The 11,004-nt window shown below is 60.7% G+C and carries 9 protein-coding genes; 1 reads left to right on the top strand and 8 read right to left on the bottom strand.

Features of this window, described 5'->3' with window-relative positions; all coding sequences use genetic code 11:
- The first annotated feature begins 135 nt into the window (after positions 1-135).
- A complete protein-coding gene (locus tag ACM6I6_RS19590) occupies positions 136-1,593 on the top strand; it encodes a sensor histidine kinase (RefSeq protein WP_414920570.1) in 1,458 nt (485 codons plus the stop codon).
- A 20-nt stretch (positions 1,594-1,613) separates the two neighbouring features.
- Here ACM6I6_RS19590 and ACM6I6_RS19595 read toward each other — a convergent pair whose 3' ends face one another.
- The 8 genes from ACM6I6_RS19595 to ACM6I6_RS19630 all read right to left on the bottom strand — a co-directional run bounded on the left by ACM6I6_RS19595 (position 1,614) and on the right by ACM6I6_RS19630 (position 11,002).
- Positions 1,614-3,278 carry a hypothetical protein gene (locus ACM6I6_RS19595; protein ID WP_414920571.1) on the bottom strand — a complete coding sequence of 555 codons (1,665 nt, stop codon included), beginning with the start codon at positions 3,276-3,278 and terminating at the stop codon, positions 1,614-1,616.
- Positions 3,279-3,311: 33 nt separating this feature from the next.
- Positions 3,312-3,803: a hypothetical protein gene (locus ACM6I6_RS19600; RefSeq protein ID WP_274075882.1), complete on the bottom strand. Its 492-nt coding sequence runs from the start codon at positions 3,801-3,803 to the stop codon at positions 3,312-3,314.
- A gap of 10 nt (positions 3,804-3,813) precedes the next feature.
- Positions 3,814-4,536 carry a hypothetical protein gene (locus ACM6I6_RS19605; RefSeq protein WP_274075881.1) on the bottom strand — a complete coding sequence of 241 codons (723 nt, stop codon included), beginning with the start codon at positions 4,534-4,536 and terminating at the stop codon, positions 3,814-3,816.
- Positions 4,533-6,023: a formylglycine-generating enzyme family protein gene (locus ACM6I6_RS19610; protein WP_414920602.1), complete on the bottom strand. Its 1,491-nt coding sequence runs from the start codon at positions 6,021-6,023 to the stop codon at positions 4,533-4,535. Before ACM6I6_RS19610 ends, ACM6I6_RS19605 begins: the two co-directional genes overlap by 4 nt.
- Positions 6,024-6,111: 88 nt before the next feature.
- Positions 6,112-7,341: an ABC transporter permease gene (locus ACM6I6_RS19615; protein ID WP_323606416.1), complete on the bottom strand. Its 1,230-nt coding sequence runs from the start codon at positions 7,339-7,341 to the stop codon at positions 6,112-6,114.
- Positions 7,328-8,041: an ABC transporter ATP-binding protein gene (locus ACM6I6_RS19620; RefSeq protein WP_323606417.1), complete on the bottom strand. Its 714-nt coding sequence runs from the start codon at positions 8,039-8,041 to the stop codon at positions 7,328-7,330. Before ACM6I6_RS19620 ends, ACM6I6_RS19615 begins: the two co-directional genes overlap by 14 nt.
- Before the next feature lie 13 nt (positions 8,042-8,054).
- Positions 8,055-10,004, bottom strand: a complete 1,950-nt coding sequence (locus ACM6I6_RS19625) for a vWA domain-containing protein (RefSeq protein ID WP_414920603.1) — start codon at positions 10,002-10,004, stop codon at positions 8,055-8,057.
- Positions 10,005-10,063: 59 nt separating this feature from the next.
- Positions 10,064-11,002: a hypothetical protein gene (locus ACM6I6_RS19630; protein WP_274075878.1), complete on the bottom strand. Its 939-nt coding sequence runs from the start codon at positions 11,000-11,002 to the stop codon at positions 10,064-10,066.
- Positions 11,003-11,004 lie beyond the last annotated feature (2 nt).

The raw sequence follows: 11,004 nt of genomic DNA on the forward strand, positions 1-11,004 counted from the left end.
ACCAAGCGCGGCGTTGCACAGGTGTTGGGCATGTCATCCGGACAAATCATTGGCATGGATAGTGCTGCTCCTGCAGGGCTTGGATGAGTGGTTGAAGTTGCTGGAACTTCCACAGCATACCCAGGAGTACGCCCTATGCCGGCAATCGACGTATTGCATAAACGCTTTCACCGTAGAACGGCTGACGCGATTGCACCCACTCGACAATTCAATCTCCTGCGCTGGTTTTCGATCGCCAGTTTCCTGCTCATCAGCGTCATAGCGTTTGGGTTGGGTTCTTTTTCGACAAACTTCCTGGTCGCGGAAAGTCTTGAACGCGATGCCCTGATGTCGGCGCAGTTCATCCAGACCATTGCAAAAGGCGAGATACGTCATCGCGGGCTGGCGGCCATGCAGATCGAGGAAGGCCGGCCATTCGTTCAACATGAGAGGACGTCAGAAGAAACCAGGCAGAGCAGCCAGGCTGTCAGCTCCGAGCTCGTGGATTATCTATCGCGTCTGCCAAACTCGCTCCTGATCTCCATTTACTCTCCCCTTGGAACCGTCATCTGGTCCACCAACCCGAAGTTGGTTGGGCAAGTATTCTTGAATGACGAGCTGAAAGAGGCATTCAACTCCAAAGAACGTATATCCACTCGATACAGTAAGGTTGATGCAGGCCGCAGCGAGCAGAAATTCCTGCACCCGCCGAAAAAGTTCTTCATCGAGAGTTACATCCCTCTCGCCGATGGCCAGGGCAACATTCTGGCGGTGGTTGAAATTTACCGGGAGCCCTTCGACCTGATTGAACGCCTCAATCGCGGGCACTGGATAATCTGGCTGACCACGATGGGCGGCCTGCTGCTTTATTTCGCGATTTACCGGATTGCTCGACGAACCTCGGTTCAATTGGCCTCGCAAGAGGAGCAAGTCGTTGCCAACAAGACCTACGTTGGCTTGGGTGAAATGTCCACCGCCGTCGCCCACAGCCTTCGGAATCCACTGGCCTGCATCCGTTCCAGCGCAGAGTTGGCGAAAGACATGGAAGGCCAGCCTGCAAAGAAGCAGATCGAAGACATTGTCGGCCAGGTGGATCGGATGTCGCGCTGGGTGCAGGAATTACTGCTGTGCCTGGGCCCGATCCGCGGCGAGGCAGAACGGGTGGATCCGATGCCGATGCTACAGGCGACACTCGACAGTTTCAGCGCGCAACTGCGTCATGCAAAAATCCAGGTCGAGTTCAAGAATGAGCCCTCGCCCTGGATAATCAGTCATCCGCTTTTGCTTTCGCAGATTTTCAATAGCGTCATTGCCAATGCCATAGAAGCGATGCCGACAGCAGGAAAACTGACTATCCAGACGAGCGTGGATGAAGCCCAACAGTGGCTGAACCTCACCATTGGCGACACCGGGGGTGGCTCTGCACGACAACAGCAAATGATGGCCTACAAGTCTTTCTACACCACCCGACACGGCAGGCTCGGTATAGGGTTCATCATGGTCAAGCAGATCATGGAAAGCTTCGGCGGCGAAGCGAGTCTGACCATCCAGGAAAAACAGGGCACATCCGTGCACTTGAGGTTCAGGGTTCTGGACAGGAGAACGCTCTGCTGAAGCGTTGTCCCTAGCTCCCGTCAACGCTTGCAATGCTCGGGGACCATGACGTCTTGAGCTGCGCGCGTGGTCATCGAGGACAACTCGTTGACGTTATTGGCCGTGAAGACCTTGCCGCCAGTCAGCTGCGCCAGGCAGTTACCCGCGCCGGTGCCGAGAATGTCGATCACATTGATCTTCAAGTGGGGTTTGCTGCGGGCCAGGGCGCGTGCCACGGTACAAGGGTCGCGGCCGCAGCTTTCGACGCCATCGGAGACGACCAGCATCACCGACTCACGATTGACGCCATCGAGCATCTGCCCGGCCTTGGCGATGCCATCCGCCAGAGGCGTGCTCTTGACGGGTTGAATGGCCGCAATGCGCGACAGCAGATTGCCGCGCTGCCCCGGGGAGAAGTAACCCACGCTCGTGGCCTGTGGGCAGTCCTCGACCAGCACCAGGCCGACATTGATGTCACTGGACAGTTGCCGCACGACCGCGCTGGTGGCCTGCTTGGCTGCCGTGATGCGCTTGGGCTCACGCACCACATACTCCCGGGCCCTGGTGTCTGACGTCCCGGTCATCATCCGGGCGAACCTGTCCATCTTCTCCTCCATACCGGCTCTTTCGAGATCTTCATCGGTGGCCAGCAGGCTGATGTCCATCGACCCGGACGCATCGAAGACAATCAACAATTCCGGGGCCAGTTCCTTGGGGCGTTGATCCGGACAGAGATTCTTCGCATTGGTGATCATCTGTTCTTTGCAGTGACGCTGGAGCTGCTCGGTAACCCGGGTCTTCAGGGCCGGGTTGCTCTTGAGCAGCGGCTCCTGGGTCAACATGCCCTGCAAGGTGGTGCAGTTGCTGCCGGCCGCATCAACACGCTTGGCCAGTGCCTCGACTGGATCAGGTTTAGGCGGTGGTACTGGCTTGGGTGGAGGTGGCGGCGGTGCTGGCGGCGGCGCAGGCTTGGGCTCCGGTTGAGGCTCAGGCACCGGTTGAGGCGCAGGCTCAGGCTCAGATTCAGGTTTAGCCACTGGTTCAGGTTCTGGTTCAGGCGCCGGCGGCACTTGCCTGGGCTCCTCGACTTGAGGAGGCACCACGGGCGGCGGCACCTCCACCGGCTTCTCGCGGCAGAACAGCCACCACCAGAGCGCTGCCAGGAGCGCGAGCAAAAGCAGCAGCAATAATGCCCAGAGCCACCAACGACGGGGCGGCCGCCCCTCAACCGCGGCGCTCTCCTGCGCGCCCGCACCCTCTACAGCCGCGACGGACCGCCCTGGGATGATCGCTGGCGGGGGCTGTCCACCGCCCCAGAAGGTCAGCACCGGTTGCCCGTTCAGGCTGAAGAGGTTGCTGTCGGCGGGGTAGCGAGCGGCCTGGCGCAACAGGCTTGCCTGCCGCTGGCCATCTGCGCCCTGCCCTTGGAGCTGCGTTGCCAGACGCTCCACCGCTGCAAGACGTTCACCGAGCAGGTGGCGAACCTCGGCCGCCTCCCTGGCCGGCAACTGGGTGAAAGGCAAAGGCTGCCCACCCAGGTCGCTGTACCACTCGATGACGTCCCCTTCAACCGCTTTGGGTTTGGCAAACAGGGTCGCCGTACTCGGCGGCAAGTGGCGTTTCAGAATGCCGATCAGTTCCTCGTGGCCGGCCAGTACATCGGCGGCACTCTGGTTTTGTGTGGACTGACGAGCGATTCGTTTCATGTTCGAGTGATTCCTGCCTTGGCTTCAGGGTACTCAACGCAATCCCAGGCCGCTTTCCAGATCGGCCACGTTGTCGCGCAAACGCTGCAACTCATACTGCTTCTGCATCACGGCTTTTTCGTCAGAGTCGTTGACCTTGGCCATGTCCTTTTCCAGTTGGCTGATCTGCGCCTGGACGCGCTGGTTGCCCTTGGACTTCTCGTTGAGCCTGGCGAGCAAAGCTTTCAGCGAGCGGTTCAGCTCGTCATTGGCACGTTGTTGCTGGCCAAGCTCGCTGCTGACGCTGGCGCGCTCTTTTTCGATGGCCGCGTAAACGTTGCGGAACAACCGATTGGCCTCCTGTTCATCGAGCAGAACCTTCTCTTTCTCGGTGACTCGCTGGGCATAGACGCCTTGCACGTTGCAACCGAACTTGGTGTTGAAGCTGGCGTCTGCATTGTTCGGGTCACAATCGGCAGCAGTGACCGCGCACCCGCCCAGGCCGATCAGGCCAGAAGCCAGCGTGCAACGAATGAGTGCGTGCATGGCTCGATCCTCAGCCCAATCGAATGGAGGAACGCTGCTGGGACAGCTGGTCGATTTCGTTCTGCAAGGCAGTAATCTGCTGCTGCATGTTGTTGATTTCCGCGTTCAGGGCATCCATTCGTGCACCCGAGCCATGCTGGGAAACCGCCACCTTCTGCCACTCCTGGTGCTTGGCCTGGGCATTGGCCAGTTTGTCCTTGAGGAAGGCGGTGTTGGAATCGATTTCGGCCAGCTGTTGCTGGGCTCTGCTGCGCTGCTGTTGATTGGCTGTGTTGGCCTTTTTTATCTGGGCAATCTTTTGCTTGTCGTCGTTGATCACGCTGCGGGCAGACTGCGTGAGGGCGCGCAACTCCTGGTTGTCCTTGCGTACGTCGGCGGTCATGGCATCCAGACGCTGTTCGTCATTGGCGTATCGGGTGCGAAGGTAATCCAGATAGTAATTGGCGCCCATGCCGACGCCGCACATGACAGCGGCCGAGATCAGCATGCATTGGGTCTGGTTACTCGGGTTGCCCAACATGCAACCGAGGATTCCGACCCCTGCACCACCCGCGCAAGCCTGCCACCCCGAGGTGCTGAAAAATTCCGCGGAGCGGCTATTGGCTATGCGCGGATCCACCGGTGCCTGGCTATCGGAATACATCGACCCCGAACCCTGGCAGCCCGCCAGGTTCAGGAAGCAAACCAGCAGGAGGCCTGTCAGAACGCGTTGACGAGTGGGTGCCGGGTTCATGTCTTTGCTCCTTCGGTCGGGATGGATTTGCACTTCTCGAGCCAGTGACTGCGGGCGACCTTGCCACTCTGCATGTAGCCTTGCAGGTGGTTCCAGTAGGTGTCGAGGTAAGTGCGCAGGTTGTTCTTGCCGCGCGCGGCCATTTGCTGGGCCACCACACCCACCTGCGGCTCTACCGTCGCCTGACTGTAGTTGAGGGCACCGTTGACGACCGTATCGGCGTAGTAGTTTTGCAGGAAGTCGAGCACTTTACCCTGCTCGTCGAGCCGCTTGCGACGGGCAGGACAGGTCGATTTGTCCAGGGTGCTCTGCGCTGCGCAGGTCATCTTGAAGAGCTTCTCGTTCAAGTCGAGAAGCTCTGCATCATCCTTCATCTTGGTGCAAAGAAATGTCCCCAGTTGCAGCTCCGAACGGATCGCGTGGTCGCGCTGCTCGTCACGTGCCAGGGTGTTGGCGCGCAGATCGCTGCGTAGCTGTTCCAGCTGCAACTTGAGCGCATTGTCTTCGACGCCGGCGGCGATGCTGGTGATCTCCTTGACCGGATCCTTGCTGGCCGCCTGCTGCCCCTCGGAACTGGCGGTTTCAGGCCGGACACCCAGGGTTTTCCAATCGCTTTCTATCTGTTTGACCCGTTCAAGTGAAGTCAGCGTGGGCGCCACCAGGGCGAGGCGGAAACCACTGCTCTTGAAGCGACTCTGCTCACTGCCGGTATTGTTGTAATACGGCTGCTCATGGCGCATCGACGTGCGCAGATCCGCCTGGGGTGTCAGGTAGCTGCCGCCGCGCAGAATGAAGCCGCCGGCCTGGCCGTGCTGGCGGTTCAGCTTGTTCAGGTGAAAAGGTTCGAAAGTCATTTCCTCGACGTTGCCGAGCATGTCGTGCAACCCGACCGGGTTGGGCTTGAGCAGGCCACCGAGCTGGAGCTTGCCATTGGCCGATTGTGATCCGGCGAACCAGGCATAAGCGTTCAACCCCTCTGGCGTGGGAAAGCGCATGTCACGGAACTCGGCTGCCGACACGGCAATGCCGCCGCGCGCGGCAAACTCCCATTCGACTTCCGTTGGCAGACGCAGGAAGCCGGCGACGTCATCTTCCTTGGGCAGGGCCTTCGCAGCGTTCTTGCGTAACCACAGCGTGTACTTGTCGGCGAAATGGGTGGCATCGAACCAGCTCACCCCCGTCTGCGGCAGGCGCAACATGAGCGCAGGTACCGGGCAGGAATCGGCCATCACGGCCTGGTACTGCAGTTGGCTCAGCTCATACTTGGCCAGCAGGTAATAACGAGTCGACTTCGCGGTATTGTCGGCGAAACTGCCGGCAATCTGGGTGGGTCGGGCCTGCTCCAGGTAGCCCCACTCGTCACTGTCCTGCCCCAGCGTGATGGAATAGTCGTCCAGCGGCCCTTTTGCCGCCGGCACGTCGATTTTGCGAAAGACCATGGACCCGTCGCACGGCATGGGCAGGATAACGTCCTGTTCCTGCGGCATGGGGTTGAAGTACTCGGCGTCCCAGGCCGCCTGCGCGTCCAGGCTGCCCAAGGCCAGCAGGCAACCCAGCGCAGCGAGCCAATAACGCTCAAATGTCGCGCAGACTTTCGGACGGTTGGATCTGTATCGCACGAAGCACTCCTATGCCCGCGACAAGCACCGCGAGCAGCAAGGCACTGACAAAAGCCAGCAGCACATGAATATTTTCCAATCGGCAGGCGAACTCATCCTTTGCCATATCGACTCCCAGCGCGTGGTTGAATACCGCGCTTCCCGCCAGGTAGGCGCCATAGCCCAGAATGAAGGCCAGGCATGTCAGCAGCGCAGCCTGGATCATCACAAAAGCGGCCACCCCTGCCCGGCGAAAGCCCAGCAGTCGCAACAACGCCAGGCCCTTGCGCTTGCGGTCGATGTTGGCCAGGAAGGCGCCGGCCAGCGACGCCGTGCACCCCATGACCGCTGTCCATGCGATGACGGAGAAGATCAGGCCCAGCACCCGGGTAATGGCCTTGACCGATTCGATTTCATGAACGCTGTTTTTGCTCTCGATATTGCCCTGCTGCAACCATTGGGCGATACCGGCGACCTCGTCCAGCCCCTTGGCATAGATCCGTGCACTGGAGTAGAACTCACGGGGCAGCGCCGGCCCGTTGCCCGTCTCCAGGCCAAACAACGGCGACAGGTCGCCATCACGAAGGCTCTCGATAGCTTCGAGCAGCTCCAGGGTGACCAGTACCCCAGGCCGCGGGAAAGCCCCTTCGGCGAGGATGCCGCTGACGTTCACTTCCAGTTGCCCGGTTTCCTCTTGGTCATGGAGCTTTCGCTGCACGAGCAGGTGAATGCGCTCGCCGGTGCCGACCCCGAGTTTGCGCGCCGCGCTGGCACTCAGCACGACCTGGTCGAAGGCCTGGGGCGCTGCCAGTTCGCCCAACAGGGGATCGCCGTTGGCGCTGGGAATCACCTCGGCGCCCGAAACGAAATGCACAGGGTCAAGGAAGAGGTCGGCCACGGTATTCAAGGAGCGGGTCAGCGGCAGGTTGAAGCCGACCCCCGGTAGCCCATTCAGTTGTTGGAACCACTGCCGATCGAGCTTGTAGTTGCCGAGCACTTGAACTTGCAGGTTGCTCGGGTCGCGGAGCAACTTGTCACGCAGTTGCGTCACTACCCCGTATTTGAGCCCGAACAGCAGCAGCAACGGCGCGATCACGGCCACGAGGGAGGCGACGATGCACAGGGAAACATTGCGGTCGTGCCAAAGATCACGCGCCGCCAGCTCCAGCAGCAGCCGCCGTCGGCCGCCTGTTTCAGGCGCTCTCATGGAACACCGTGCCAGCACAGTCGGCGTCGGTAGTCGGATGGCCGACGATGTTTCGTACGCCACAGTCGCGCACCAGGTCCCAATCGTGGGTCACCAATAACGCGGCTATCTGGAAGCGCTGGACAAGCTCGAGAATCAACTCGAACAGCTTGCGCGCCTGGATCGGGTCGAGTGCTGCCGTGGGCTCATCGGCCAGCAGCAACGCCGGTTGGTGGGCGATGGCGCGCACGAACGACACGCGCTGCCGCTCGCCTATGGACAGCTGGGCCGGCCACTTGCGCAACAAATGGCTCAATCCAAGGCGTTCAATGGCGGTCTCGACCAATTCGCTTTCGCGTGGCAGCCCAAGCATGCGCCGCGGCAGGTCGATGTTCTGCCGCACACGCAGAAACGGTAACAGCCCTCCGGTCTGGAGCACAAAGCCCAGGCGTTGGGCGCGAATGTCGGCCAGGAGACCATGGCGATCCTCGCGCAACAACCGGGCGATATCCAGTGGCTGTTCGGTGGCCAGACGATAGGTGCCGAGCCGCTCAGGGCGCAGGACCAGGCCAATCATCTCCAGCAAGGTGCTCTTGCCACTGCCGCTGGCACCCGTGATCGCTGCGATCTCGCCCCTGTGCAAGGCCAGCCGCGGCAAGCTGATCATCAGGCTGTCGGCGCCCACGCCACGCTTGATACCCAGGTCCTCGATCAGCAGCATGGTCTTGCTCCATTCAGGGCAGCGCGTCCAGCGGCACCGGGTAGACGTGCTCGCTGGGGTCGCTGCCTTCTGCCAGTGACACCCAGCGATCAACATCCGCGTTATAGCGCTGGTAGAGTTTGAGTTTGGTGTTCAGGCGCCGGATGAGTTCCTGTTGCTGCGTACCGGTCATGCGCTTCCACTCATCTTCATCCAGGCTCAGCACCTCGCTCGGATAGGGCACCCCGTCCAGGTATTCCCCCATCAGGCCCAGCTGGCCGAGCGTTGGCGAATCGCCCTTGGCCAATTGGTTGGGGTCACGCCCCATGGTCGCGGCCACTGAACGCAAGCGGTCGAACATATCGGCCGGCGAGATCAGCCCCTCGTTGGCCGCATCGGCAATACGGCGGACCACGTCACTCAAATCGCTGAGCTGGGCCTTGGTCAGCAGGACGCGAACCTCCGTGGTCGGCACCTGCTGCTCAAGGAGATCGCGATCACTGATCCAGGCCTGGAATACCGGAGGCACGCTTGCCCCCGTTTTCTCGCCCAGGTAGGCCAGGCGCATGGCATGTCCCAGCAATGCGGCGTCGGCCAGCATGCTGTCATCGGCTGGCTGGGCCGCGACCGCCTTGGTGGGCGCCGGCGTTGCCTTGCCATAATCGGCATCCGCGCCCAGGGCACTGCCGGCGGCCATGTCGCCACGGTAGGCGGCCTTGACCTGATCGGTGATAGCACTCGCCAGGTCGTCGATCCTGGCACCGAAATGGCTGACATCGCCGGCGTCGACGGGGTAGTAGAGGGGTTTATTGAGGTAGGGGTTGAGTGCCAGATCAATGTATTGGGCCTGGGCGGAGTCGTGATTCTTGACCCCACTCGGGGTTTTCAGGTGCAGCGTGTAAATGGCCACCCCTCTATGTTTGGCTTCCAGGCGCACCTGGTCGGCGTCGAGCCCGGTGCCCGATAACTCGTCGCCCCCGGAAAGCGCCCCCGCGTCGCTGATAAGGACGATATAGCGGGCGCCGAACTCGTTCCAGGCGACCTGGTCCAGGGCCTGCATCACACCTGCATAGGCATCTTCGTCGAACCGGCTGCTGGAAACCCTGGCCGGTTTCAACGCCGCGACCCTGCCGAGAAAATCGCTGCCGCCCTTCACGGTTGAAGGGTCGACATACATTTTGCTGACATACTCAAGGCCCGGCACCGCCTTGATACTGGAGCGGTAGGCAACCAGGCCGAACTTGACTCGATCGAGCAGTTGCTCCTGTTCAACGCGTTGGTAGATCTTCGTCACCGCTTCCCGGGTGCGATCGATGTAAGGGCCCATCGATTTGGTCGAGTCGATGACAAAGACCACCGCGGCAGAAAAGCCTTTGAGCATATTGGCTTCGTTCTTCGCGTCGGGCTTCTCGGCATCTTGTGCTTTTGCCGGAGCACTGACCGAGGCGATGTTCAGCACCCGTAGCCTGTAGCCCTTCTTCGTCATGACTTCCTGCGCCTCGATCACCGGCAACAGATAGAAGTTTTTCGCTGGATCGACGTAGTAGTCAGGCTCGCGGGCGATCACCTTGGGATCGCGTCCCGAGCTTTTCATGTTGGCGCGAATGGGCTTAAGCAATGCGCTCGCGTCCGCCGCGGTAACCATCTGATCGAGGGTTTTGCGCTCGCGAAAAAACAGCAGGGGTTCTCGATCGGCCGGGTTGGTCAGGACCAGGGTCATCTGCATCTTCCATTCGACCGAACAGGCCTTGTCGATCCAGCCGATACTCTTGCCGAGGCTGTCGGGGCCGACCCGCAGCCATTGCTTGTCACGCTGATAAACGTAGAACCGGGTAAAGGTGGGGACAGCCTTCCCCGTGCTCGCGCCGGTGCTCTCGCGCAGCTGACAACCGGGCGTGGTCAGCACGCGCTGGTAGAGCGTTTTCTTGCCTTCCTGCAGCAGGGGTTTTTCCTCGGCGGCCAACGGGGTGGCGAAAGCGCCCATCAGCAGCAACCCAAGCCAGGCCAACCCATGCAGGCACGTACTCGTTCTGGTGTGTTCCATCATTTTTTTCGCAACTCTTCCAGACGCTGTTTGACTTCGAGGTTCTTACCATCCCTGGACTCCACGATCTCGTACCAGTAGGCCGCGGTTTCCGCATCGGCTTCCTTGATGCAACCGCCGGGGGTGAATGTTTTCGGATCGAGCTCGCGCGCATAAGCCAACGCGACGTCGGCATCGCCGGCCTGGCCCTGATAGGCATACAACCGCGTGGCCAATTCACAGCGGCCGGCTTCTTTGGCGCGGGCAATGACCTCCAGCACTTGTTCACTGCTCGGTTTGGTTTTCAGGCAGGCCTGGATGAACGCCATGTCATCGCTGCTTTGCTTGAGGACCTCGCTACTGCACTGGGCCAGATGTTCTGGAGCCTGCGTCGCAGTGAAAGGCCAATAGAAGTACCCGACCAATACGGCCGCAAACACTCCGCAAGCAGCAAGCACTGCCCATGGCCACCAACGCCTGGGTGGCGTGCGCTCTTCGCGCGGTTCGTCCCGTAGCGCAATAATCTCTTCCGGCTCTTGAACCTCCTCGAGCGGAACCTTCTCGGGCGCGTGAATGACAGGCTTGTCCCGACCCTCCCCACCTTGAGGGTTTCCAGCGGCGAGCGAAGAAAGGATGGTTCCGGAGATACGCAGTACGCCCTTGTCGCTGACGACACCATCACGCAACTGCACCTCGTAGGTCATCCGGTGATCAAGCAACAAGGGATCGACCAGCCAGGGCCCTACTTCACCGGTCAGCGTATCCTTGGCAAACGCCAGCCCCTGGAGGGCATGCCAGACAGGGGTACTGCTCCACGTCCCATCGGAGTCAAGGTAACGACCATCCTGGCTGCGCCGGACAGTGACCTCCAAAGCGGTCTCGCCGCCCTTCCAGCCAGGCACGCTCAACTCGCCCCGGCCGGGTTGTCCGCTGGCTGCGGCCTTGAGCGTGATGATCATGG

It is taken from the genome of Pseudomonas sp. IT-P218 (genome assembly GCF_949767605.1).
In the GTDB taxonomy this organism is placed as follows: domain Bacteria; phylum Pseudomonadota; class Gammaproteobacteria; order Pseudomonadales; family Pseudomonadaceae; genus Aquipseudomonas; species Aquipseudomonas putida_AE.

Excerpts from the sequence above, each read along its gene's own strand:
- ACM6I6_RS19605 (WP_274075881.1), bottom strand. The coding sequence starts at position 4,536 with ATGAACCCGGCACCCACTCGTCAACGCGTTCTGACAGGCCTCCTGCTG.
- ACM6I6_RS19630 (WP_274075878.1), bottom strand. The coding sequence starts at position 11,002 with ATGATCATCACGCTCAAGGCCGCAGCCAGCGGACAACCCGGCCGGGGC.
- ACM6I6_RS19600 (WP_274075882.1), bottom strand. The coding sequence starts at position 3,803 with ATGCACGCACTCATTCGTTGCACGCTGGCTTCTGGCCTGATCGGCCTG.
- ACM6I6_RS19610 (WP_414920602.1), bottom strand. The coding sequence starts at position 6,023 with ATGCCGCAGGAACAGGACGTTATCCTGCCCATGCCGTGCGACGGGTCC.
- ACM6I6_RS19615 (WP_323606416.1), bottom strand. The coding sequence starts at position 7,341 with ATGAGAGCGCCTGAAACAGGCGGCCGACGGCGGCTGCTGCTGGAGCTG.
- ACM6I6_RS19625 (WP_414920603.1), bottom strand. The coding sequence starts at position 10,004 with ATGGGCGCTTTCGCCACCCCGTTGGCCGCCGAGGAAAAACCCCTGCTG.
- ACM6I6_RS19590 (WP_414920570.1), top strand. The coding sequence starts at position 136 with ATGCCGGCAATCGACGTATTGCATAAACGCTTTCACCGTAGAACGGCT.
- ACM6I6_RS19620 (WP_323606417.1), bottom strand. The coding sequence starts at position 8,041 with ATGCTGCTGATCGAGGACCTGGGTATCAAGCGTGGCGTGGGCGCCGAC.
- ACM6I6_RS19595 (WP_414920571.1), bottom strand. The coding sequence starts at position 3,278 with ATGAAACGAATCGCTCGTCAGTCCACACAAAACCAGAGTGCCGCCGAT.